This is a genomic window from Burkholderia sp. USMB20 (genome assembly GCF_000949135.2).
In the GTDB taxonomy this organism is placed as follows: domain Bacteria; phylum Pseudomonadota; class Gammaproteobacteria; order Burkholderiales; family Burkholderiaceae; genus Burkholderia.
In genome coordinates this window covers 542,501-565,861 of the sequence record NZ_JTAN02000001.1, presented here as the reverse complement: position 1 = coordinate 565,861, position 23,361 = coordinate 542,501, and the positions used below count along the sequence as shown (strand labels likewise).

Here is a 23,361-nt window from a genome sequence, read left to right as displayed (position 1 = left end):
CACTCAAAGCTGACAGGAATATGAATCACTTCATAAACCTGACTTACTTTAGTGTGAGACTCTTGATACTTTCGCTATCTGATCCGAAGATCAGCTCGCCTCCATCAAGCGCCCACACTTATCGGCTGTTAATTTTTAAAGAGCATTTCTGCGAGGACCCGGAGGTTTTCTCAGCAGCGCTGCGTTTTCAGCAGCAGAGAAGCGAGATTATGAACCGCCTTTTTCAGCTCGTCAACAACTTTTTAACTGCTTCGTTGCGACGGCTGGGGTTCAACTTCCTGCACCGCCGAGGCCGCTACGACCCGCCCGACAGCACCGCTTCCCTTCTCCCCCCGCGCTGCGTTTCCGTTAGCGCGAAAGAGGCGTGATTCTAAGCACCTGCCCTCGTCTGCGCAACCCCTTTGTGAAAATATTTTGAAAAGCCCCGTGCGCTGCCGCGCACGGACTTGGGATGCCACGCTCCGGGGCGCCCCCTTCTTTCGTCCTATATATAGGCGGTCGACGACATCCCCTGTTCCTCCGCGCTCCGTATTGGCGTCGCGCTCTCGTCATCCGGCTGCGGAACAAACGAAGGGGCGCACGCCGTCGAGTATCATGCCGCGATCGAACAACGCACTCACACCGACGATGGACAGCACCACACAATCCGGCGACGCCGATCTCCGCGATGAATACGCCGCGCTGCGCGAGCGCGCCATCATGCTCGAAGAACAGGTCCCGCCGCTCCTGCAACGTATCTCGGATGTCCTGCCGCGCATCAGCGGCGAGTCCGAACTGGCGGACGAGCATCGTGAACGGCTCGTCGGCGCGCGCAACGCAGCGATGGTCTCGATCGAAAACTATCAACAGGCGATCCCGTTCCTGCAGACCGCCGACTCGATCATCGAGCAGCTCGACAAGACGCCCGAGCGCGACGAGGACTTCGAGTGGCGCGAATCGCTGCTGCAGCGGCTCGACGAACTGATCGACGTCGCGGTCGTGATGATCGACGATGCGCAAGGCTACTTCGAGCAGGCCGATGCCTGCGATCTCTCCAGCGTGCCGAAGTCCATTCTCGAAGACTGAGCATCACGGCCGTGAGGCATACGGTGCGTCGACTGCCTATGTCGATGCGCACGCCACCTGCTCCGCACATGCCGACCGGCTGTCCCTGCTCGACACCGTGACGTCGACAATCCGATGCGCGTCCCGAAAAAGCTCACCCTTGCTGCCAAGGGTTCACGGGTATCAGCGAGCCGCGGCCCCTGACTGGACCGTATCGAGAACGATCGTCTCGCCGACCACCGGTACACGGATATACCCGCCCTCCGCATCGCCATACGCGTGTGCGCTGCCGTCGATCACGTACTGCGCGGTCAATGCGCACAGCGTGGCGTCCCGCGCGTCGACCGATCGCAGCGTCGACACGTCGATTCCGAGTTGCGCGAGCAATTGCCGCCGCTGGTTGCGCTTCTGCTTCGCCGACGCAATCGCCTTGCCGAGCATCGCGCAGGTAATCGCGTACGGATAAGTCTCGAAGCTCACGCGCCCGCCGGCATACCGTGCGTCGGTCAGCAGCGGATAGGCGCCGGCCAGCGCACGGTAGACGCGCTCCCCCGTGAACATCCAGTCGAAAAAGCCCGACGTGCTGGCCACGGCCTGCTCGCGCGACGGCGTCGGGAAACATGAGATCCGTTCACGCGCGAGCGCCTGCTCGGCCGCCCGGCGTCCGCTTCCGGTCCACCACAGGCTCGGCGCGTCGACGCCGACCGCCACCACGTCATGCTCGATACACAGCGAAGGCAGCGCTTCGGGCGCGATCCGCGCCTCGCGCCGGACGATCGTCGAGCCGCGCAGGATCACGAGGTCGCACTGCTTCCTGTCGCCGCCCACGTCGACGCCCGCCACCGCAGGCAGTGACCGCTCGGCGGATCGGGATCGGGCCGCCCGCATGGCCGCGCGTCAGTCGGCCGGCCGCGCGTCGTACGCGGCATCGAAGATCCCTTCGAGGCCCGGATGTACGCCGCGCATCCGGTCGACGACCGACTTCGCCCAGTCGAAGTACGCCTGCTTGCGCTCGAGCGGCCAGTCCGCGGGCGGATGCCGGGCGATGTCGCGCAGGTTGCAGATCTTGTCCGCGAGCTTCACGAGCTTCGCGCGGCGGCTGATCGTCGCCGCATGCTCGACCTGCAGGCGCTTGCGCTCGTCCTTCGGCAACGACTTGTCGTCGGTGACTTCCATCACGATGTCCGCGACGTCCTTGCCGAACAGCCGCAGCAGTTCCTGCTCGGTGGTCTCCGTGTCCTCGATCGTGTCGTGCAACACCGCCGCGACGATCACGCGCTCGTCCTCGATGCCGGCTTCGTTGGCCAGCACAGCGGCCAGCGCAATCGGATGGTTGATGTATGGCGACGCCTCGTCGTCCTTGCGCCGCTGATTGCGATGCTTGTCCGCCGCGAACGCAATGGCAGCTACCAGCTTGTTCATGTCGATCCCTCGTGTGGCCGGACCCGTGACCGGCAGAACCGGTCGCGTGCATTTCGGAACCGCACATACTACCTGTACGCGATGACCATTCCCACGTATCGGGACATCGGGCCGCCCGGTGTCATGCGCCGGCTGCCTCGCGCTGCAGCGCGACCACGTTGACCTGCGCGCCGAACACGTCCCGCACGAGCGGCAGCAGGTGATCGTGGTGCGTCAGGAACAGCACCTGGGTTCGCGTCGACAGATCGCGCAGCGCCTCGAGCCCCGCCTTCGCACGTGCATCGTCGAAGTTGATGAACAGGTCGTCGGCAACGAACGGCAGCCCGGTCCTGCTGGCGAGTTGCAGTTCGAGCGCCGCGATCCGCAGCGCGAGGAACAACTGGTCGCGCGTCCCTTCGCTCAGGCCGGCGACCTCGACCGACGCGCCCTTCGTGCGCCGCGCATACAGCGCGGGCGGCGTCCGTTCGGTGTCGACGGTCAGCCGCGCGAATTCGCCCAGCGTAAGTCCCGCGAAAATCTCGCCCGCCCGGCGCAGCATCGGCCCCTGCTTCTGGTCGCGATAACGATCGGTCGCCCACTTCAGCAAGCGACTCGCGGTCGCCGCTTCCAGATACTGTTCCGCTGCATCGCCCATCGCCGCGAGCGCTTCCTGCCGCTTTGCTTCGGCCACGGCCGCATTCGCCTGGCCGTCGATCGCGCCGAATGCCTGCCGGGCCACGACCTGCTGCTGCGCGAGCGCGTTCAGGCGCGTGCCGACGTCGCCCAGCGACTGCTTCACCGCTTCGAGATGCGCGGGCACGTCGGCGATGTCCTGTTCAGCGACCTCGGCCTCGACGGCCGGCTGGGACAAGCCGTCGCCGTCGCGCACCAGCGCCTCCTTCGCGGCATCGACGGCCTGTCGAAGCTGACGCTGCCGGTCCGATTGCTCGGCCAGTGGCAGCGCCGCGTCGATCGACGCGACGCCGGCCAGTTGCAGCAACGGCTGAATGCGCGCATCCGCGCCTGCCACCGCGGCGGCGGCATCGGCGACCTTGCCGTCAGCCTGCCGCACCGCGTCGTCGGCACGACCGATCGCACGCGCGGTTTCCCGTGCGGCCGCAACGCGCATCGTCAACCGGCGCGCAACGTCCAGCCAGTCGCCGCTCGCCAGCCACGCGGGCTCGAGCGCTTCGGCCAGTCGCCGTGCGCCGGCCTCGAGCGCGGCCAGCTCCGCGCGGATCGCGGTCATCCGGTTGCGCGGCACATCGGCGTCGGCCAGTTCGGCGGTCACCGTATTCGCGAGTGCGAGCGCACCTTCCGCGGCAGCCAGCGTCACCGCATGGGCGGACAGCTTCGCGTCGGCAAGCGCGTCGCGCCATTGCACGTGCCACGCATCGTAGGCGGTCTGGGCCTGGCCGGCGCGCGAACGAGCCGTCGCGCATCCGCGTTCGGCTTCGCGCGCGCGGTCCTCCAGGCTGTCCTTCTGTGCGAGCGTCTTCTCCGCCGACTGCACGAACGTCCCGGCGATCGCGATCAGTGCCGTCAGGCCGTCGGCGTCGCCGTCGCGCGATACCATGCGCAGCGCCGAACGCAACGCGGCTTCCGCACCGGCGCGTGCATCGCGGATCGTCGCGAATTCGCGGCGCAGGCGGTCGAGCTCGAGCTGCGCGGCAAACACCGTGTCGCGCTTCGCGAGCCAGTCGCCCATCGCCGCCAGCGGCATGCCGGGCACGCCGGCCGTCGTCGCCAGTTCGGCCCACGCGTCGCGATGTGCCGCCAGCTCGCGTTCGCGCTCGTCCACGGTCGCCTGCCGGCGCGTCAACACGACGTGCGCGGATTCGACCTGCTGACGCAGCGATTGCAGTGTCGCCGCCGCTTGCGTGGCGCCGAGCTGCGCATCGACGAGTTCGTCGGCAAGGCGAATCGCATCGTCGACAGCCGGCGCGCCGGTTGCGAGATCCACCGCGCCGCTGCGAACGTCGCCCCAGGCGCCATCGCGGCGAGCGCGCGCCGCCAGCACCTCGGCGGTCGTGACGACCTTGTGGGTCTGAGCGAAATGCTTCTCCTGCAGTTCGAGCCGCTCGTGTTCTTCCTGCGCGCCGTCCCGTGCATCGCGTGCGGCGGCGGCCGCGCTCGCGCGTTCGCTCGCTTCGGTCAGCAGCACACCGAGCCGAGCCGCCGACGGCACGTCGAGCGCACGCAGCGCGTCGACCGGCTTGCGCCACTGGCTGAGCGCATCGAGCGCGTCGGACAGCGTCTGCTCGGCGGCCGCGATGTCGCGTTCGAGTGCCTGTTCACGCTGCACGCTATTGCGAAAGCCCTGCGCATCGGCGAGCGCCGCACGAAGCGCTTCAGGCACATCGACGGTCGACAGGCGCGCCAGTTGTTCCCGTGCCTGCGCGAGTTCCTGCGTGCGCTCGTCGAGCGACTCGCGCGCGCCGGCCAGCGCCTGATGCAGCGCGCCGTGGTCGCGCAGCAGGTTCGCGACCGTCTTCAGCGACAGCGCGGTCGGCAGGGCCGCGCGCAGCGACGTCTCGTCGGTTGGCCAGCCGAGCTGTGCGGCAGCCGAACCCGCGGCGGACAGATGCCGCTCGACGTCCGCGCCGAGCAACAGCAGATCCTGTGCATGATTCATGCATGCGCCGCGCAGCCGGTCGAGCGCTTCGATATCGGCTTCGAGCGCCAGCGCATCGACATCCGGATCGATCGCATCACGTGCCTGCCGTTTCGCGAGCAGGTCCGCGCGCCGTTCCTCGAGCACCTTCTGTTCGGCCGCGAGATCGCCTTGCGCTTTCAGCAAGTCGGCATACGCGGTCGGCGGCAGCTCGACGACGGCCCCCAGTTCGGCCAGCGCCGCTTCCTTGATCGTCAGTTCCTTCAGGTACGGCGCCAGCCGCCGCACGCGCTCGAGCTTCGAGCGCAATGCTTCAAGGCGACGCTGCTCCGCGCGCGCCTGCTCGATCTCCTGCTCGACCGCGTCGCGCGCCTCCTTGCGATCGACCCAGTCGCGCGTGCGCACCTGGACTGCCTTCAGTTCGCCAACTGCTTCGTTGAACGAAGTCTCGGCCTGCGCGAATGCGCTGCCGCTGCGCCGCGGCGCCCACAGCTCGGCCGCGCGCGCGTCGAGTTCCTCGCGCACGGGGCCGAGCGTGCCGACACCCGCCGCCGATTCGAACAGCACCTGGCCGAGCTTGTCGGACGCGTCGAGAATGCTCCGGCCGCCGTCGACGAGCCGCCCGTGGTCGAGCCCGAACATCTGTTCGAAGAACTCGCGCGTCGCGCCGTCGAGGATGGCGTCGAGATAGTCGTCCGGCAGCTTGTCGTCGGCGGGCGTGCGCAGCGGACTGCGCCCGCGGGCGCGATGAAAGGCGAGCGCGCCGGCGCCGCCCTCCAGCACGCCGCCGATCCGCAGTTCGGGCGTCGCATGCAGGAAGTCGAGCGGGGTCTGCAGTTTCATCCCGAACAGCAGTTCCGACACGGCCGTCCGGATCGTCGACTTGCCGGCCTCGTTCGGCCCCACGATCACGTGGAAATCCTGGCCGGCCGACGGAAAGCGCAGCGTCTCGTCGGTGAACTTGCCGTACTTGATCAGGTCGAGCTGGCTGATTCGCATCGCTTATTCCCCCCTCGCCAGCCGCGCGAGCAACGCGGGACCGACCTGCTCGACCAGCGCCGTGAGTTCGCCGGCGCGCGCCATCGTCAGCAGCGGCACCTCTTCCTTCACGTCGCTGCGCACCTTGCCGACGAACGGCTTCAGGTCGCGTTCGAGCAGCGCGAGAAAATCCGGATCGTGTGCGGCATCGGCCAGGATCTGCTTCAGATCCTCCAGCGCCTCGAGTTGCTCGCTCTCGCCTTGCGGCTGCACGGGCGCGGACGTCGCGAGCCGGACCTTCTCCAGCCACAGCCGTTCGTTGCCGATGATGCCGATCTGGTTCAGCACCTCCGCACGCAATTGCGGCGCACGGCCGAAGAAGAGACCGTGCGCGGGCGTGCGGCCCGTGACCGTCACGCGCACCGCGCGCGGCACGTGGCCATCGACGCTCAACAGCGTCTCCAGCGACTGGCCGATCTTTCTCGACAGGTCGGCGACCGTCAGGCAATCGGACGCGTCGACCGACAACGCCTCCCAGCGCAGCACGTCGAGGTACAGACGCTCGACGTGCGTGCGGCCCTGCTCCACCGTCACGAGTACCGCGCCGCGGCGGCCCGTCTCGCGGATATGGCGCCCCTGCAGGTTGCCGGGAAACACGATGGTCGACGGCCCCGACCAATGCTGGAATTCGTGCACGTGGCCGAGCGCCCAGTAGTCGTAGCCTTTCGCATGCAATTCCGCCAGCGAGCACGGCGCATAGTTCGCATGCGCCGCATAGCCTTCGAGCGCGGTGTGCAGCACGCCGATGTTGTAATGGCCCGGCACGGGATCCGGATAGCCGATCGCGAGATTGTCGACGACGGCCTTGTCCTTGAAGCTCTGCCCGTGCAGCGCCACGTCGAATTCCGGCAGCTTGAAGGTTTCCGGCTTGCGGTGGCCGAACACGGTGACGTTGTCGGGCAAGGTCAGCTTCTTCGTCATCTCGCTTTCGGCATCGTGATTGCCGCCGAGCACGAATGCGCGAATGCCCGCCTTGCGCAGGCGGCCCATTTGCTGGCCGAAGAAAATGCCGGTGTTGTGGTCCTTCCAGTCGCCGTCGTACAGGTCGCCGGCGATCACGAGGAACGCGACTTCCTCTTCGATCGCACGATCCACGAGCTGCCGCAGCGCCTCGCGCGACGCATTGCGCAACTGCGCGGCCGGCGCATCCGGATACGCGCTCAAGCCGTGCAGCGGGCTGTCAAGGTGAATGTCTGCGGCGTGGATGAACTTCACGAAGATTCCTCTGGTTCATGACGAAAGGGCGATGTCGACCGGCATTGTGCGCCGTCGAACGACGCGCGGCCGCTGGTCGCAGGCCGGACCGCCGCCGGATGCGCCGTCGCGGGTGGCGGCGCTCGTCCGCACCGATCGTGCCGCCCGTCGCCAGCGGGTCGGGATGGTACCTGAAAGCGGGCGCCGCGAATTCGTCCGGCCTCGCGCCCACCGTGCTCACCCCGCACGCGTCACTCGCCGCGCGGCATGGGCGGTGACGCGCAAGCCGCGAGCCACGGCACGCAGGCAAGCGCGAGAAGACGGAACGGGATGGTCATGGTCGTGATGCCTCGGAATGTTATCGGACCACGCCGGGCGGGCCGCGGCGGCGCTTTGGAGTCGTCTGTCGTCACGCTGCCGATCGGACATGCTTGCCTGCATCGACCGGTGCCGCGCAAGAACGACCGTCGACCGGGAGCCCCGCTATTTAAGCATGGCGGGCAGGCAATGGGCAGAGGGTGCGCGGCACGCCTGTTCCGGTTCGCGGCACACTGACGCGGCCGCGATGCGCGGCTCGCGCCAAAAAAAAGACCCGGCCCGCATCGAAGCGGGCCGGGCCTTGGCTGAAAGCGTATCGCTTACAGCGCGCCGCCTTGGGCCGACGCCGAACCCTTCACGCCGACCGATGCGCCGCCCTGCACCGAGTTCGCCGCACCCTCGAGCGCTTCGCCGGCCTTCGCCTTCGCGCCGCCTGCGACATCACCCGCCGTCGACACCGCGCCTTGCGCGTGGCTCTTTGCCGAGGATGCAACGTGCTTCACGTGCGACTTCGTCGTGTGCACGGCCGATGTCGCGGCATCCTTCGCCGAACCTGCAGCCGAGCCGACCGCCTGCGTCGCACCGCCAACCGCGTTGCCCGCTGCCGAGCCGACGCCGCCGACCGTCTTGCCCACGCCGTTCAGCGCACCGCCGACCAGGTTGCCTGCGCCCGAACCCGAGCCCGCGGCATTCGCGCCTGCACCCGCCTGCACGCCCACGCCGCCGCCGAGCAGCGGCGTCTGGACTTGTGCACCGACGCCGGCGGAACCTTCTGCGCCCGTCTGGGCCGTTTGTGCGAAAGCGGCCGATGCGATTGCCGTCAGCGCGGCGCCAAGCAGAATCGTGCGAATCTTGTTCATGGTCATTCTCCCCAAAGACGTTGTTGCTGCGGGCCGCCTTCGTGCGGCTTGTCGCATGCCTCACCGCGACGTGCGGCAGGTGGAGCCAATGTAGCCGCACCCACGCCCGAAACCATCGAATTGCGGGGACTGTTACTTCCGTTGCAAATGCTGACGATTGACTCACACTGTTTGACAATCATCGCGGCAGGCACGTGATTGGCATCGTCCGATCGCATGCCTCGGCGCATCCGGTACGCCGCATCGGCTAGCAGGGAAACCGGCCGTTCGTGTAGGTATCCCAAAGAACGCGTGACGGCCAGCCGTCGGTGCGGCCCGACAGCCGGCTTCGCGCGATCAGCTCGATGTCATCCGACACGCACGCCGCGATGTCGGCATTCCCCGATGCCCGGAACGCGAGCCTGAACGCCTTTTCCCTCAGGGCATCCACGGCCGGCTTGTCCAGCACGGCGCCCGGATCGCCGTCGATTTCGTCGAATGCCGTCATCCAGCCGGCGTCGAACGGCTCCGCCTCGCGGCTGGCCAGCGCGCGATCGCAATCGACGTCGCCGAGAAAATCGAAAAACCCCGGGCCCGACAGGATGGCGTCCATTTCGAGCAGATGCGCGTTCGTCACGGCGCCCCCTTGCCACGATGCGTGGCCGTTCTGTTCATCGATCGTTGCTGCCATGTGCCGCCTTCATGTTCCGCATTGGTGACGTGCAGCACCCTGCCCGCCGCGACCGGCAGACCGGAGCCGCAGGTGGGCGCTGATCGGCGCGGTGCCGCGCGACGACGCGCAATCAGCCCTATTCGCTCTTGTTCGACTGGATCAGCCGCAGAATCCGGCTGTCGTACGGCGACTGCATGACTTCGGCAATGCGGATCCCGGATGCGGCAGGGTGCAGCGGATTCAACAGGAAGTTGTGCGCGTGCGGCACGACGACGCTCGGTACGCGCAACAAGGCGCTCGGCTGCGTGTGCAGCCACTCGGTGCCGGCGCTGCGGGTCCAGTCGACGTCCTCTCGCCAGTCGGCCGGCGCATCGCCCTCCGCGATCTCGGCAACATCCACCGATTCAGGCACCTCGACCCGAAGCAGCTGGTAGCCGCTCGGCAATTGCGCAACGGTGGCGATTTCGAAGTGAACGAGCGTCTCGAGCAGCGCGAGCGCCGGATGCTCGGCGAGATAGACGACGGGCTGCCCGGCAAAATGCCAGCGCCCGCCGGCCCGCAATCCGCCGATGCCTTTCAGGTCCGCGTAATTGCTGATGCGCCACAGCGTCGTCAAGCGAAGTACCCCTCGTCGATCTGCGTGAGGGCTTCCTCGACGAGCCGCGCGCCATGCTCGGTACTCGCCATGTCGAGCGACGTGCGTCCGCCGAAGCGCTGGAGCCCGTTGCGCAGCCACGCCATCGCCTTGTCCTGGTCGCCGAACGTGGCCGTCGCCTGCGCGACGATGCGCGCCAGCCGGATCGCCTTGTCGGACTCCTCCTGCGACAGCCGTTCGTGCGCCTGGCGGCGATGGCTCAGCGTGCGCCGCGGGATGATGAAGGCGAGTTCGTCCGACTTCAGGCCGCGCTCCGACAGCCGGTCGATCACCGCGACGTCGACGCGCGCGCTCGCCAACTCCGCGAGATCGGCGCCCGAGCGCACGCGAATCGCGAGCAGTTGCTCGAGGATCGTGAACTCGGCCTGGCGCGGGTGCGCGACGCCCGAAGGGTGAAACGCGATCGTACTCATGACTCTTCTCCGGCAATTTGCCCAATCATTATAGGCGTTTTGCCGAAGACGGGCGGATTCGGTCGTCAGGCGGTCGACGACCGGTCGACGGCGGGCAATTGCGGGTGTCGGCGAAACGGGGCTTCCCGCTCGCCGCCCCGGCACGCGCGGCCGGAGATGCGCGTCTGGAGCGGGATCGTGAAATTCAAGTATATGAAGTCGCTGACTGACGTCATGAAGTTGTCACGTAACAACTTTTCTAATGAATATTCCATCGACGAAACGGCGCCCGCCACGTCCGGCCACCGAATTCGACATGCGTCGCACCGGTTGCCTTCCCCCCGCCCCGCCCGCCACCGACACCGATCAACCGGCCCACGCCGACGCTCGGATCACGCTGCAGAAATTGCCTGCATGGAAATGCGGATCCTTGTCGGCCAGCACATCGGCCTTCACGTTGCCGAACGTCGTGTCCGGCTTGTGCCGGATACCGTCGTAGAACGCCTGGATGATGTCTTCCTTGAAGCGCGGCCTCCTCGGATGCGCGCGGACGACGGCTTCTCGCTCGACGTCGCTGTACTCCGGATACGTGAGGCCCAGCACATCCATCTCGACACCGGCGGTGACGAGCGCGACGACCGGATGCATGTGCTGCGGAATGCCGGGGGTGGTGTGCAGTGCGATCGCGGTCCACACGAGGTCGATGTCCTGCTGCGAAATGCCCCTGCTCTTCAGGAAATCGCGCGCGGCATTGGCGCCGTCCACTTCGAATCGCTCACATGCGCTGCTGTGTCGATGCGTGAGCCCCATGTCATGGAACATGCAGCCGCAATAGAGCAGTTCGGGATCGTAGCTCAGCCCGCGGCGCTGGCCCGCGAGCGCACCGAAGTAGTACACGCGGCTGGAGTGATGAAACAGCAGCTCGGACTCGGTATCCCGTACGAGTTCGGTGATCTCGCGCGCGAGCTGGCTATCGGGAAGGGTGATGCCGGCGACGTTCACAGTCATGATCGATCTCCTTGGAAGACAGCATTCATTCTGCGGAGACCGTCGTTTGGCATCAATCGGCGTATTACGCCAAATCGTGCCATTTTGCTCGATCGACGGCCACCACTGCCGGAACCATCGAATCGCACCCGCGTAATGCGCCGATGCCCCGCCCGTCGCATCGCACCGCGCGTCTATACTGCTACGCGTCACATTCGACACATCGACACATCACGCAACCGAACATGCCGAAGGTCGTGGGTATTTTCGCGGTACCGGGCGTACAACTGCTCGACGTCTCCGCGCCGCTCGACGTATTCGCACAGGCAAACGCCGAAAGCGGCAAACCGTTCTATACGCTGCGGATCATCGCGAGCGAGTCCGGCCCGATCCGCGCGTCATCGGGCGCGCAATTGCTGGCCGACTGGATCGCTCCCGACATTCCCGATCGCATCGACACGCTGCTCGTTGCCGGTGCACCGGGTGCCGGCCGGATCGCGCTGCGCACCGACGTGCTCGCGTGGCTTCGATCGGCCGCCGTGCAAAGCAAACGGTATGGCTCGATCTGCACCGGCGCATTCATCCTCGCGGCGACCGGCCTGCTGAAAGGACGACGCCTGACGACGCACTGGGCCGCGGCCGATGCGCTCGCCGCCGCCTATCCGTCGCTCACCGTCGAAGCGGATGCGCTGTACGTACGCGACGGCAAGCTGCGCACCGGTGCCGGTGTCACGGCCGGCCTCGATCTCGCGCTTGCGCTGGTCGAGGAGGATCTCGGCCGGGAAATCGCGCGGCGCGTCGCCGCGCAACTCGTCATGTTCTTCAAGCGCCCGGGCGGGCAGCTCCAGTTCAGCCGCAGCGGCGCGGCGCGCCCGGCGGGGCGTTCGGTGCTGCAGGAAGTCCAGCGCTGGATCGCCAGTCATCCGGAACTCGAGCACTCGGTGGCGGAACTCGCGAAGCATGCGGGCATGAGCCCGCGCCACTTCGCACGGCTCTTTCGCGCAGAGGTCGGCATGACGCCGGCCTCGTGGGTCGAAGCGACCCGCGTCGCGGCGGCTCGCCAGTTGCTCGAAAACGGACATGACACGCCGAAGCAGGTCGCCGCGAAATGCGGCTTCGCGAATGTCGATACGCTCAGACGGTCGTTCGCACGGCATGTCGGGATCACGCCTGCCGAATACCGGAAACGGCAGGCGATCGTCGACGCGTGATGTGGTACGCGCGACGAGACGGCACGGGCATTCCCGTCGATGCGCGAAGGAAGGCTGGTCTCGATTTCAACGCGATGGGGCGTGCGGCTTTCCTTGCCCACCATCAATACTTCGTTATCCGATTCAATTGAGCTTTCTATCGGCCAAGCTCGGGGCCAAGGTCGGCGTTCGGTCGCCATACGCTCCTGTCCTGTAGCGCGCCGGCCCGTCGTACTTGCGTCGACATGCCATGCTCGACTCACCGCCGCCGCGACGATCATGCCCCACCGCAACCCGTGACCGCCGTCAGGCACGCCAACAATCGTCCGACAAAACCCGTTTTTTCCGCGAATCGTTTACCCAGTTGCAATAATCATTCGCTGGAACGCCTATTTCCGACCGGTATCGCGATCGCTACGATGCAAATCAACCGCTCAACGCAACAAGCGAAGCGCGAAATCTACGAAAACCGGAGGTCATCATGAAGTCGTTCATCTACGCAGTCACCGCTGCCAGCGCCCTGTCCGCATCGTTTGGCGCATTCGCTCAGTCGAACCCGTCGGACCAACTGACGCGTGCCCAGGTCCGCGCAGAGCTCGTGCAGCTCGAACAGGCCGGGTACAAGCCGGAAGTCTCCGATGTCCACTACCCGAATGCGCTGCAGACCGCGCAGGCGCGCGTGACGAACGGCGACGCGACGGGTTACGGCGCACAGGCCGCCGCCGGCGTGCGTGCCGGCCGCGCGATCGCGGTCAAGCAGAACGCTCGCGACTCGGTCTATTTCGGTCAGTAAGACTGCCGCACGCGACGCATTCCGCGATACGCCCGTTGCCGACGCAACACCCCGCTCCCGTCCATCGGGGCGGGGTGTTGTGTTTTTGGGCGCACGCGTCATGCGCGCCGCACGACGCCCGATCGACGCGCGCGCGCGAATCGGCCGCCGCATCGCGCCGTTCACGCAGACCGCTGGCGTTTGCGCATAGAATGGCCGCGTGGTCGGCGCCGGCCGAAGCGAACGCGAGCGAGACCTCGACTCACCGGGCATACCGCACTCGCTGGCCGACCCGATGCCGCACTCATCGCATTTTTCGAAAAGGAGCGGTTTCATGTCTCAAACATCCGGTTCCATGATCACGTTTCGCCGTCCGGACGGCCAGGAACTGCAGGGCTACCTCGCCACGCCGGAAAAGACCGAAGGCGCACCCGCGGTCGTCGTCATCCAGGAGTGGTGGGGCCTGAATGACCAGATCCGCGGCGTCGCCGATCGCCTCGCGCGCTGCGGCTACTTCGCGCTCGTGCCCGACCTGTATCGCGGCAAGTCGACGGTCGAGGAGGAAGAAGCGCACCACCTGATGACGGGCCTCGATTTCGGCGACGCCGCGTCGCAGGACATTCCCGGCGCGGTGCACTACCTGAAGACGCACGCGTCGCGCGTGGCGGTCACCGGCTTCTGCATGGGTGGCGCGCTCACGCTGCTGTCGCTGCAGTTCGCCGAGGCGGCCGCCGGCGTCACGTGGTACGGCTTCCCTCCGCTCGACTACCTCGACCCGTCGAAGATCAAGGTGCCGCTGATGGGTCACTGGAGTACGCAGGATGCGTTCTTCGCGATCGACCAGGTCGATGCGCTGGAGAAGAAGCTGACCGATGCAAAGGTCGACGTCGAATTCCACCGCTATCTCGCGCATCACGCGTTCGCGAACGAAACGGCCGTCGGCCCCGGCCGCATCGGCGGCACGCAGTTCGATCCGGTGTGGTCGCAGATCGCGTGGGATCGCACGCTCACGTTCTTCGGGCGCACGCTCTGGGACAAGCAGCAGTAATACCGCAGCAGGCATCCGCCACTGCCGTGCAGCGATGCACGTCAAGCAAAACGCCACGGACTTGCATCCGTGGCGTCGTCGTATGCGGCAAGGATTGCGTTACGCGAGCGGCGGTGGCGCGCGCTCGACGCTTCGCACCGAACCGACGATCTCCGATATCGAAAGCAGGGTTTCCATAACGGCGCGCATCGAGCGATGCAGCCGGTCGGTGAAGTCGTGCCGTGTCTTTTTCACCATCAATTTAGGTATGCAAAGGATCTTGCGCAGCCGGAACCTGGATTCAAGGACGATGCGTGTGCCGCATCATGCGATCCGGCACACGTCGTCCACCTTCGCTCAGGACTCGCAGGAACCGCGCAGCGCAGCCTCGTCGGCGGACAGCATTTCAGGCACGCATTCACGCAGGAAATCGACGAAGGTACGGATCTTCGCGTCGAGGTACTGGCGCGACGCGTACAGCGCGTAGACCGTCAGTTTCTGCAGTCGGTACTCGGGCAACACGCGAACCAGCGCACCGCTCGCCAGTGCGGGCACCGCGGTCGACATCGGCAACGAACCGATCCCGAGGCCGGCGCGCAACGCGGCGCCAAGCGCGTCGGCGATGTTGACCTGGAAATCCGCCAGCGGCAGTTCGAACGTCTCGCGACCGTCGGGGCCGTCGAGATGCCAGCGGTCGCGCGGAAAGATCGGCGTGACGATCTGCAGGCACGCATGCGCTTCGAGATCGCGCACGGTGCGCGGCGTCCCGCGTTCCTTCAGGTACGCCGGCGACGCGCACAGCACGCTGTGCACATCGCCGAGCCGCTGCGACACCAGCCCCGAGTCGGGCAACTCCGTCGCGCTCAGTTGCAGCGACACGTCGTAGCCTTCGTCGATGATGTCGGGCACGTGCTGCGACAGCGTGAGCTCGACGGCCACCGACGGATAGCGCTGCCGGTATCGCACCACTGCGGGCACCAGGTAGGCCTGGCCGAAACTGGTCGTCGCGTGCACATGGAGGCGCCCCGACGGCTTCGCCTGCGCATCGGCCGCCTCGGCTTCCGCTTCGTCGATATAGCCGAGGATGCGCTGGCATCGGTCGAGATAGCGCTGTCCGGCGTCGGTCAACGCGATGCGGCGCGTGCTCCGGTTGAGCAGACGGGTGCGCAGGTGCGTTTCGAGTTGCGCGACCGAACGCGATGCGTAGGCGGTGGTGATGTCCAGGCGCTGGGCCGCGCTCGTGAAGCTGCCCTCCTCCGCCACCCGGACGAAAATGCGCATCATCTGTAACGTGTCCATCGACATGTCCCCGGGATTGAAATCGCTTCGCAGCGGCGCCCGCCCCGGCACGGGCCGGTCTGGCGCGAATCGTGCGGAACAGTACCGCAGCGATGCAGGCGTGTCCAGTTTGCCGTGCGCCGCGCGGCAGGCCGTCGTTCACGCGACAACCCATGCCGCAGGACGACCGGCACCGGAGCGATGCAGGCCGCATGGCGGCGGCCTGCCGGGCACGCATTGCGCGTGCCGCGTCGCGCTCACGCCGGGTCGAAAGGATTGCTCAGCACGATCGTGTCGTCGCGCTCGGCGCCCGTCGTGATCATCGATACGGGCGCGCCCGCGACCGCCTCGACGCGTGCGATGAAATCCTGTGCGGCACGCGGCAGCGCCGCACGCTCGCGCACGCCCTTCACGGTCCCGTCCCATCCGGCGAACGTTTCATAGACGGGCGTTGCGCGCGCCTGCGCATCGAGGCTCGCGGGCAGATGGTCGACGCGTGCGCCGTCGAGTTCATAGCCGACACACAGCTCGATCGACGCAAAGCCGTCGAGCACGTCGAGCTTCGTGAGCGCGAGCGAATCGATACCCGAGATCCGCACGGCCTGCCGCAACTGCGCGGCATCGAGCCATCCGCAGCGGCGCGGCCGGCCCGTGTTGACGCCGAATTCCTGTCCGCGTGCGCGCAGCGTTTCGCCGGTGGCGTCGTTCAGTTCGGTGAGGAAAGGGCCGCCGCCGACGCGCGTCGCGTACGCCTTGGTCACGCCCAGCACGTGACCGAGTTTCGACGCGCCGAGGCCGGTGCCGGCCGCCGCGGCCGATGCAACGGTGCCCGACGACGTCACGAACGGATACGTGCCCCAGTCGATGTCGAGCATCACGGCCTGCGAGCCCTCGAACAGGATGCGCTCGCCGCGCTCGTTCGCGTCGTTGAGGTCGGCCCACACGGGACGCACGAACGGCAAGATCTTCGGTGCGATGTCGACCAGCATTGCAACCATGGCGTCGCGCGAGCACGGCTCGAGCCCCAGGCCGCGGAACCATGCATTGTGGTGATCGACCAGCACGTCGAGCTTGTCGGCAAGCCGGTCCGGCTCCGCCAGATCGGCAACCCGCAGCCCGCGGCGCCCCACCTTGTCCTCGTAGGCCGGCCCGATCCCGCGCAGCGTGGTGCCGATGGGTTCGCGACGCAGACGCTCCTGCGCCTGGTCGATCGCACGGTGAATCGGCAGGACCAGCGTGGCGTTCTCCGCAATCGACAGATTGTCCGGCGTCACCGACAGCCCAAGCTCGGCCATCCGCCCGATCTCGGCCAGCAGCGCCTCCGGATCGAGCGCCACGCCGTTGCCGATCACGCCGCGCTTGCCGCGCACGATGCCGCTCGGCAACAGCGCGAGCTTGTACGTCTTGTCGCCGACGACCAGCGTATGGCCCGCGTTGTGGCCGCCGTTGTAGCGTGCGACAAGATCGGCCTGCGCCGCCAGCCAGTCTACGACGCGCCCCTTGCCTTCGTCACCCCATTGGGCGCCCACCACCACCACGTTCGGCATGCTCCACACTCCATGTGAGAAATTCAGACACATATTCCGGCCGGATCGGCCGTTTGTGTGCCATATTGGCGAAGCATGATCGCCCGATCAAACGATTAAATCTGAGCATTCGCGTGAGTAAAACTCACGCTAAACGATGAATGGCCCGACGACTCCCTCCGTTGAATTCGCTGCGCGCGTTCGAAGCCGCGGCCCGGCACGGCAGTTTCACGCTCGCCGCCGACGAGCTGTGCGTGACGCATGGCGCGATCAGCCGGCATGTCCAGCAACTGGAGGCGTGGCTTGGCCGGCCGCTGTTCGAGCGGCACAACCGGCGGGTCGACCTGACCGATGCCGGTCGCGCGTACCTCGCCGAGGTCGGTGCATCGTTCGACCGGATTGCGCTGGCCACCGCGCAGCATTTCGGCCAGGGGCAGCAGCGCGTGCTGCGCGTCAGCGCGCCCGCGACGTTTTCGCTGCGCTGGCTCGTGCCGAAGCTGTCGTCGTTCCAGGTCGCCCATCCGGCCGTCGAAGTGCGGCTGTCGACATCGAACGAGCCGATCGAGAAGTTGCGCGACAAGGTCGACCTGATCGTCCGCGGCGGCCCGCAGGCAATCGACGGCTATGTCGCCGAGGAATTCCTGTCCGAAGTCAGGCTACCCGTATGCGCGCCGAAGCTGCTCGAGGGCAGGCCGTTGCGTACGCCGGCCGATCTCGCGGGCTTCACGCTGCTGCATGCGGCGACCTATCCCGGCATGTGGCCCGAGTGGCTCGCGGCAGCGGGGCACGCGAATCTGGTGCCGCGGCATTCGCTCACGCTCGAGCATTTCTATCTGACGCTGCAAGGCGCGCTCGACGGTCTCGGCGTCGCGATGGGGCCGATCGCGCTCGTCGCGGACGACATCGCCGAAGGCCGGCTGGTGCAGCCGTTCAGCGAACCGGCACTGCCGCCGTGGCGCTACTTCACTTATGTGGCGGCTGCGCGCGCGGAGGACGAAGCCGTGCGGGCATTCAAGGACTGGCTGAAAGTGACGGGGAATGCGGCGGCAGCGAACGCGCGGCGCTGACCAGGTTCTGACGGCGACGATCGCTCGGTCGGTGTGGGTTTCGGGCGCCGTTGCGACGCCGCGTATTGCTCATGCTTGAACGTCTTTCGCCTCGCCCTTTATCCAACGTTTTTTTCATTCAGCAGGATTACTACTAGTCTGAACAGGACGGACAGAGCAGGAAGAGTCAACGCATCGAGATGGTTTCCATTTCATCTAAAAACAAAGGACATCGAATCATTTGATGCGGATGTGATACCCGCATGGGTGCCCGGACACGCATCGCGTTTCCGCAGCACAAACGACAAACCCCGGCTCGAGCCGGGGCTTTTCTCGCGACGGACGCTTATTGGCTGGCGCCCGCGGCTTCGCCCGCCTTCTTCTCAGCGTTCTGCAGGTTCTGCGGGTAGTTCGGATCGTTGGCCGCCGGCTTGTAACCCGCGTCTTCGAGCTTCTTGAGTTCGGCGTTGTTCTTCGCGCGCGCTGCCTTGTGTTCGGCTTTGCGTTTTGCCCGTGCTGCCTTGCGTGCTTCACGCTTCGCAGCTTTCGCATCCGAAGCGGCGGATGCGGCCGGTGCGCTGGCGTCGGTCTGCGCGAACACCGGAGCAGCCGAGCCGAAGAGGAACGCCGCTGCCGTAGCAGCCAGCGTCAGTTTTTTGATCTGGATTCGCATCGCTGAACTCTCTTTTCTGATTGGTCACGGAGTGAAAGTACATCGAGATACCGCCCCTGCCCCTGGCCGGTCTTCATCTCGCGATCAGGGCCTTTGCATCATAACCGCGTTGCAAAAAATGTGGCGCTATCGTGCGCACATTCTTGGGGATACATGTATGGGAAACGTCGCATCGTCACGTCTCCCGCGTGCCCGCCGGATCCTCGTTTCGCAGCGACACGGCAATACATCACGCGACGTGTGCGACCGCCGCAAACATGTGACGAAGCGGATTGTTCCGTCGATACGATGCAGGTTGCCGATGAGGACGAGATCCGCTTCGGCGCACCGCGCCCGCGTACGACGCCGACTGTTTCATCCGTGGAATTTGCTGCTCCCGCAACGCGATCGTTGCCTCATGAGCGGAACATGCGACGGAATCGCGGACCTGTGCGCCATGTTGCGATTTGCGGCCGCGCGAACGACGGCTCCTCCCATAAATGACCACGAATCGTTCCATGCCGAGTCCGCCCCGTTCCACTACACGTCGGCCCGATACGATGCGAACGATCGGGTAACCGGTGGCCGCTTGCATGGTTACCTGTTCGGCGCGATTCGTCGCCACTTCTGGGAAGATGACATCTGCCGCACAAGGTGAGCGCTTCGATCGGCATTCGTTCACGATCGCGCATCTGCATCGTACGATGCAGTCGCATGAGCGCCTGCGCTGCGCGCGTCATCGTATCTGCATCACGAAGCGTTTTGCGCCTGTGCGACAAGCACGCCGGCGCGTCTGGCGCTGCGCGCATACGCCACAGCTTTTCCATCGGGTGCCCTTATCTCGTGCGGACGCGTCGCACGGACGGTCCATCAACCTGCGAGGAGCTAGTCGGTGAGCCTTTACAAGATCCGACAACTTCCGACGGTGAGCATTTTCGGGATTCGAGTATGTTTCCAGCGAGCGTGAGCCTGGTTGACTCGCCTCACGTTCGGAACCATGCCGGGATCGCCGTGACCGAAGCGCGTTTGATCGTCGTGTCGACCGGCACAGGGATGCAATTCTTGTCCGGTCTGTCGAGATCCCGTACCGATTCCGATACAGGCCCAAAGGTAGAAAACTATGAGGCCAAATGAACGGAGCAAGGGCTCGGGGTTTCGTCCGCGCACCGGTCACTGACTGAAAAGTGTCGGACGAGCCGGCGCGCGATAGCCGAAGACTTATCCACGGAAGCGCGGGCACAGACGCAAAAATAACCGCTTGCGGATGAATTCCGGTCATTTCTCACTGCCCTGAAGCCTACCCGCAGTATTCCTGTGCGGGTGCGATGGCCGTTTTCTACGGGTAATCCCGGACGGAGAAACCTCCCGCTGTGCGCATTTTCCGATCCCATAGATGGGAACCTATGTCCCGAAAACGCGGATTCCATCCCATAAGTTTCTACGTTTGAGCGCTTGTTAGTAGGTACTCACCCTCTTGCGAAGCCTTGTCAGGCCTGGGAGGCTCGCAGAATGAGGTCACATATCGGGGGATCCACAGGCTGGAGACCCGGATTGCTGTGCCCGTCGAGCCCGCTGGAGTCCCTTTGGTAGCGGTTTATGGGGGTTGTTTTTCTGCACAGGCACACGTGTGTTTACATCTTTGGTAAACAACGTTTACTTCTTTAACTACTTTTAGACGGCTCACAGCCTTGTCTGGCAAGGGTTTGACAGGTGTTCGGTACCCATTTATGGGAGCACAGGCGGAAGAGTATGGGGTTTCAGGTCTGTGGATTTGGGGAATCGGGTACCGCGTTGTGGGAAATGGGGGTTGTGGATATGGGGCACGCGTAGCCTGTTATGGGAATTCGGACCAAAAACACTTCAGGTAGCCCTCTATGGGGGAATCCATTGGTAGCCATTTATGGTGCGTTCCAGCTGATCGGTTGGTGCCGCCGGGCACAGCATTTTATGTGGGGTAGCCGGTTATGGGGCGGACTTCAGGTAGTCGTTTATGGGTGCCTGTATTGACCGCGTGATCTCGTTTGGCTCGTCCCTATAGTTGTGGCGTCCCATAAACAGGATCAGGCCGGTAGAAAGGTTACCTTCTGTGGGGGAATCTGAAGGTAGTCATCCATGGGGAGCATTTTCGCCTGTCGGACACCGTTGAACACAAAACGCCACGCCGGTGGATTTCGACAGGTACCCATTCATGGGGCGTGTCGAAGGTAGCGCGTTATGGGAGGAACGCAGATCGTGTTGCATGGCACCACGAATCGGGTTCGCCAATCCAGTTCGAGTCGATTGTTTCCCATGAATGGGTACCTTTGATAGGGCAAGTCCCATGCCGGATCCTGGCGACAAACCACACAGGTAGAAGGTTTTGGGAGCTGTTATTGACCAAAAGGTATATGGATATGGGGCTCCGAACAAATAGGAAAAACTAGTTTTTTCCTTTTTTGACAGGAACTTAGCATCGATAGTGAAAGTGATACCGTAGAAAGAGACGTTGCTCGGTGGCTGGAAAAGGTATAAAGTCCGCCATCAACACGGTCACCTTCTCCGGACATCACGATGCCGCGCAAGCCCGCAATCAAAGGCTCCGACAAGCAGGTTTCGCTATTTCAGACGCCCGAGCCTCCCGATCTGCTGCGCAAGGCGGTCCAGGCCATTCATATCGCTCCGAAGTCCGGAAAGATCGGGCTGCAGCAGCGCAAGATGTTCAGCTCGTTGATCAAGAATGCCCTTCGTCAGGAAGCGTTCGAGCCCGGCCGGACGAGCTTCTCGATCTCGATCGCCGCGCTCTCGCACGAAAGCGGGTTGAACAGCAACAACACGAAGTACGTGAAGGACACGGTCAACTCGCTGATCAGTACCGTCGTCAACTGGGACTACCTTGCGGCCGACCGCTCGACGGTGTGGAAGGCGTCGGGCCTGCTCGCCGGCGCCGAACTCGAGCAATCGGTGCTGAAGTACAGCTTCTCCGACCAGATTCGCAGCGAGCTGCTCAATCCGGAGATCTACGCGCTCATCGATATGCGGATCGCGCGCGAGTTTCGGCGCTCGCACTCGCTTGCGCTGTGGGAAAACACGGTGCGCTACGAGGGGATCGGCATCACGGCGAAGATTCCGCTGCCAAAATTCCGCGATCTCATCCTCGGTCAGGACAAGGCGTCGCAATCGTACAAGGAGTACAAGCTCTTCAAGAGCAAGGTCCTGGTGCCGTGCATTCAGGAGGTGAACGAAGTTTCCGACCATACGCTCGAGCTGATCGAACACAAGTCAGGTCGCAGCGTGGAGGCCGTCCAGTTCAAAGTGACGCGCAAGCAGAGCGCGGATATGGTCGAGGAAGGCGACGTCAAGAACGAAGCACTCGTCGACGAAGTCGCCAAGTTCGGCATCCCGCGTTCGGAAGCGCGCCGGCTGATCACGCAGTACGGTGTGCAGCGCATCAAGGCGGCAATCGCCTATACGCTCAATCGGACTACGAAGAAGAATGCAGCCCCTGTCGACAACGTGGCCGCGTATTTCCGCAAGGCGCTGACACACGGCTATACGCTGGCCGACGGTCAGGGGACCGAAACGGCCGCGCCGGCAAAGGAATCCGCGCAGAGCAAGCAGGAACAGATTCGCGACAAATACCTGGCGGCGAAGGTCGACGAAGCCGGTGCGTATTTCCGCGAACTGGAGATCGACGACCAGACCAAGCTGATCGAGCGCTACAACGAGACGGTGGCCGGTTCGAAGGATCTCACGCTGTCGCCGAAGAAGAAGGCGAGCAAGCTGGCGCAAACCAGTTTCTTCCGTTGGCTGGCGATCGACACCTGGGGCGAACCGACTTCGGACGACCTGCTGGAATTCCTGCTGAAAAGCAGTCTCGCGACCAACTGATCAAGGCCTCGCAGCCTGGCATGCGCCGCGCGCCGGACTTCATCCGGTTGCGCGGTGCCGTGCAGGCGCGGGGCCTTTGTCTTGGCGCGGCTACTTTTGCGCGGCGTCTGCCAGTTCGGCGACGTACGCGTCGATTACGGTCTTGAGCCGGTCGGCGAGTGCTTCCTGGTGAGACGCATCGACTCCCTTCAGTTGCAGATCCAGACGCCCGTCCGGATAGGTCTTCAGCTGACCGATCGCGCGTGATTCGAGCGCGAAATCGTGACGGACGCTGTAGCGCGTGCGCCCCGCCTTCTTGTTGCCGTCGCTCTGCGCGCGCAGGAAATTCTCGAGGTCGCGCACCGACTTTTTCCGGTCGATCACCGCGGTGAGCAGCCGGTCGGCAGCCGGTTCGCCCAGGCGCTCGAAAATCAGCTTCAGGAAGTACGCCGCCTGCAGGCCGACCACATCGTTCGCGCTGGCCATCCGTTCGAGCAGCGTGTTGGGCAGAGCGTTCAGCGACAGCGTCTTGCTGATCGATGCCTTGTCCTTGCCGATCTTTTCCGCGAGCGTGTTCTGGTCGGGGAAGACCTTTTCGTCGAGAAGACGCTTCCACGCGACCGCGTCGTCGAAGATCGTCTGGCGCTCGTGGTCGTGGTTGGCGCGATACGCGATCGTATAGAGCTGCTCGGGCGTGTGGTCCGTGCGAAACGTCGCGTTGATCGTCTCGTCGCCGTTGATGCTCGTCGCGCGCAGGCGGCGTTGCCCGTCGATCACGACGAGCTTGCCGGGAAACTCCGGGAGCCGCGTGACCTTGATCGGCTCGATCTGCCCTTCCCGCTTCAATGTCAGTGCGAGCTCGTGCAGGC

21 protein-coding genes (1 of these 21 running past the window's edge) are annotated in these 23,361 nt (G+C 64.9%); 7 read left to right on the top strand and 14 right to left on the bottom strand.

All coding sequences use genetic code 11. From position 1 onward, the window contains the following. Positions 1–368, top strand: a 368-nt coding sequence (locus tag PL79_RS35985) for a hypothetical protein (protein WP_207671160.1), incomplete at its 5' end; no start/stop codon positions are given. Positions 369–594: 226 nt separating this feature from the next. Further along, positions 595–1,065, top strand: coding sequence for a hypothetical protein (locus tag PL79_RS02635; RefSeq protein WP_044848837.1), 471 nt, complete (start codon positions 595–597; stop codon positions 1,063–1,065). Positions 1,066–1,227: 162 nt separating this feature from the next. Here PL79_RS02635 and PL79_RS02630 read toward each other — a convergent pair whose 3' ends face one another. The 9 genes from PL79_RS02630 to PL79_RS02590 form a co-directional block, all read right to left on the bottom strand. Next, positions 1,228–1,932 carry a DUF429 domain-containing protein gene (locus tag PL79_RS02630; RefSeq protein WP_044848836.1) on the bottom strand — a complete coding sequence of 235 codons (705 nt, stop codon included), beginning with the start codon at positions 1,930–1,932 and terminating at the stop codon, positions 1,228–1,230. Positions 1,933–1,941: 9 nt separating this feature from the next. Next, a complete protein-coding gene (locus PL79_RS02625) occupies positions 1,942–2,466 on the bottom strand; it encodes an HD domain-containing protein (RefSeq protein ID WP_044848835.1) in 525 nt (174 codons plus the stop codon). Positions 2,467–2,587: 121 nt separating this feature from the next. Beyond that, the gene (locus tag PL79_RS02620) at positions 2,588–6,058 is read right to left on the bottom strand and encodes an ATP-binding protein (RefSeq protein WP_044848834.1); all 3,471 of its coding nucleotides are present in this window, start codon (positions 6,056–6,058) and stop codon (positions 2,588–2,590) included. A gap of 3 nt (positions 6,059–6,061) precedes the next feature. After that, positions 6,062–7,312: a metallophosphoesterase family protein gene (locus PL79_RS02615; protein ID WP_044848833.1), complete on the bottom strand. Its 1,251-nt coding sequence runs from the start codon at positions 7,310–7,312 to the stop codon at positions 6,062–6,064. A 617-nt stretch (positions 7,313–7,929) separates the two neighbouring features. Then, on the bottom strand, positions 7,930–8,469 hold the full coding sequence (locus tag PL79_RS02610; protein WP_044848832.1) for a hypothetical protein: 540 nt from the start codon (positions 8,467–8,469) through the stop codon (positions 7,930–7,932). Between the two features lie 247 nt (positions 8,470–8,716). Next, complete coding sequence (locus PL79_RS02605; protein ID WP_044848831.1) at positions 8,717–9,139, bottom strand: hypothetical protein; 423 nt, start codon at positions 9,137–9,139, stop codon at positions 8,717–8,719. A 118-nt stretch (positions 9,140–9,257) separates the two neighbouring features. After that, complete coding sequence (locus PL79_RS02600) at positions 9,258–9,737, bottom strand: RES family NAD+ phosphorylase (protein ID WP_044848830.1); 480 nt, start codon at positions 9,735–9,737, stop codon at positions 9,258–9,260. Next, positions 9,734–10,189 carry a type II RES/Xre toxin-antitoxin system antitoxin gene (gene parS, locus PL79_RS02595; RefSeq protein WP_044848829.1) on the bottom strand — a complete coding sequence of 152 codons (456 nt, stop codon included), beginning with the start codon at positions 10,187–10,189 and terminating at the stop codon, positions 9,734–9,736. Before parS ends, PL79_RS02600 begins: the two co-directional genes overlap by 4 nt. Positions 10,190–10,534: 345 nt before the next feature. Beyond that, entirely contained in the window at positions 10,535–11,176 is a 642-nt protein-coding gene (locus tag PL79_RS02590; protein ID WP_044848828.1) for an HD domain-containing protein, read from the bottom strand. Positions 11,177–11,400: 224 nt separating this feature from the next. Here PL79_RS02590 and PL79_RS02585 point away from each other — a divergent pair, with 224 nt between their 5' ends. The 3 genes from PL79_RS02585 to PL79_RS02575 all read left to right on the top strand — a co-directional run bounded on the left by PL79_RS02585 (position 11,401) and on the right by PL79_RS02575 (position 14,165). After that, the gene (locus PL79_RS02585) at positions 11,401–12,366 is read left to right on the top strand and encodes a GlxA family transcriptional regulator (RefSeq protein WP_044848827.1); all 966 of its coding nucleotides are present in this window, start codon (positions 11,401–11,403) and stop codon (positions 12,364–12,366) included. A gap of 460 nt (positions 12,367–12,826) precedes the next feature. Beyond that, on the top strand, positions 12,827–13,138 hold the full coding sequence (locus tag PL79_RS02580; RefSeq protein WP_044848826.1) for a DUF4148 domain-containing protein: 312 nt from the start codon (positions 12,827–12,829) through the stop codon (positions 13,136–13,138). A 313-nt stretch (positions 13,139–13,451) separates the two neighbouring features. Beyond that, positions 13,452–14,165 (top strand): dienelactone hydrolase family protein, encoded by a 714-nt coding sequence (locus tag PL79_RS02575; protein WP_044848825.1) that lies wholly within the window; start codon positions 13,452–13,454, stop codon positions 14,163–14,165. Between the two features lie 99 nt (positions 14,166–14,264). Here PL79_RS02575 and PL79_RS35980 read toward each other — a convergent pair whose 3' ends face one another. The 3 genes from PL79_RS35980 to PL79_RS02565 all read right to left on the bottom strand — a co-directional run bounded on the left by PL79_RS35980 (position 14,265) and on the right by PL79_RS02565 (position 16,969). Then, positions 14,265–14,405 (bottom strand): hypothetical protein, encoded by a 141-nt coding sequence (locus PL79_RS35980; RefSeq protein ID WP_193759798.1) that lies wholly within the window; start codon positions 14,403–14,405, stop codon positions 14,265–14,267. A 96-nt stretch (positions 14,406–14,501) separates the two neighbouring features. Beyond that, positions 14,502–15,443, bottom strand: coding sequence for a LysR family transcriptional regulator (locus tag PL79_RS02570; RefSeq protein ID WP_044848839.1), 942 nt, complete (start codon positions 15,441–15,443; stop codon positions 14,502–14,504). 236 nt (positions 15,444–15,679) lie between these two features. After that, positions 15,680–16,969, bottom strand: coding sequence for an adenylosuccinate synthase (locus PL79_RS02565; protein WP_044848824.1), 1,290 nt, complete (start codon positions 16,967–16,969; stop codon positions 15,680–15,682). 140 nt (positions 16,970–17,109) lie between these two features. Here PL79_RS02565 and gcvA point away from each other — a divergent pair, with 140 nt between their 5' ends. After that, entirely contained in the window at positions 17,110–18,015 is a 906-nt protein-coding gene (gene gcvA / locus PL79_RS02560; protein WP_044848823.1) for a transcriptional regulator GcvA, read from the top strand. A gap of 325 nt (positions 18,016–18,340) precedes the next feature. On the opposite strand, the gene PL79_RS02555 is transcribed toward gcvA, so the two are convergent. Beyond that, entirely contained in the window at positions 18,341–18,667 is a 327-nt protein-coding gene (locus PL79_RS02555) for a hypothetical protein (protein ID WP_044848822.1), read from the bottom strand. A 2,529-nt stretch (positions 18,668–21,196) separates the two neighbouring features. Here PL79_RS02555 and PL79_RS02550 point away from each other — a divergent pair. Beyond that, positions 21,197–22,513, top strand: coding sequence for a replication initiation protein (locus PL79_RS02550; protein ID WP_044848821.1), 1,317 nt, complete (start codon positions 21,197–21,199; stop codon positions 22,511–22,513). Between the two features lie 90 nt (positions 22,514–22,603). Here the strand turns inward: PL79_RS02550 and PL79_RS02545 are convergent, their stop codons facing one another. Beyond that, a protein-coding gene (locus PL79_RS02545) for a ParB/RepB/Spo0J family partition protein (RefSeq protein ID WP_044848820.1) crosses the window boundary here: on the bottom strand, positions 22,604–23,361 show its 3' portion. The gene runs 274 nt beyond the window's last position; only the last 758 of its 1,032 coding nucleotides appear in the window; the start codon falls outside the window, past its right edge; it ends in the stop codon at positions 22,604–22,606.

Coding starts and splice junctions, on each gene's coding strand:
- parS (WP_044848829.1), bottom strand. CDS start 10,189: ATGAGTACGATCGCGTTTCACCCTTCGGGCGTCGCGCACCCGCGCCAG.
- PL79_RS02555 (WP_044848822.1), bottom strand. CDS start 18,667: ATGCGAATCCAGATCAAAAAACTGACGCTGGCTGCTACGGCAGCGGCG.
- PL79_RS02630 (WP_044848836.1), bottom strand. CDS start 1,932: ATGCGGGCGGCCCGATCCCGATCCGCCGAGCGGTCACTGCCTGCGGTG.
- PL79_RS02605 (WP_044848831.1), bottom strand. CDS start 9,139: ATGGCAGCAACGATCGATGAACAGAACGGCCACGCATCGTGGCAAGGG.
- PL79_RS02550 (WP_044848821.1), top strand. CDS start 21,197: ATGCCGCGCAAGCCCGCAATCAAAGGCTCCGACAAGCAGGTTTCGCTA.
- PL79_RS02635 (WP_044848837.1), top strand. CDS start 595: ATGCCGCGATCGAACAACGCACTCACACCGACGATGGACAGCACCACA.
- PL79_RS02590 (WP_044848828.1), bottom strand. CDS start 11,176: ATGACTGTGAACGTCGCCGGCATCACCCTTCCCGATAGCCAGCTCGCG.
- PL79_RS02620 (WP_044848834.1), bottom strand. CDS start 6,058: ATGCGAATCAGCCAGCTCGACCTGATCAAGTACGGCAAGTTCACCGAC.
- PL79_RS02625 (WP_044848835.1), bottom strand. CDS start 2,466: ATGAACAAGCTGGTAGCTGCCATTGCGTTCGCGGCGGACAAGCATCGC.
- PL79_RS02580 (WP_044848826.1), top strand. CDS start 12,827: ATGAAGTCGTTCATCTACGCAGTCACCGCTGCCAGCGCCCTGTCCGCA.
- gcvA (WP_044848823.1), top strand. CDS start 17,110: ATGGCCCGACGACTCCCTCCGTTGAATTCGCTGCGCGCGTTCGAAGCC.
- PL79_RS02575 (WP_044848825.1), top strand. CDS start 13,452: ATGTCTCAAACATCCGGTTCCATGATCACGTTTCGCCGTCCGGACGGC.
- PL79_RS02585 (WP_044848827.1), top strand. CDS start 11,401: ATGCCGAAGGTCGTGGGTATTTTCGCGGTACCGGGCGTACAACTGCTC.
- PL79_RS02610 (WP_044848832.1), bottom strand. CDS start 8,469: ATGAACAAGATTCGCACGATTCTGCTTGGCGCCGCGCTGACGGCAATC.
- PL79_RS02565 (WP_044848824.1), bottom strand. CDS start 16,969: ATGCCGAACGTGGTGGTGGTGGGCGCCCAATGGGGTGACGAAGGCAAG.
- PL79_RS02570 (WP_044848839.1), bottom strand. CDS start 15,443: ATGGACACGTTACAGATGATGCGCATTTTCGTCCGGGTGGCGGAGGAG.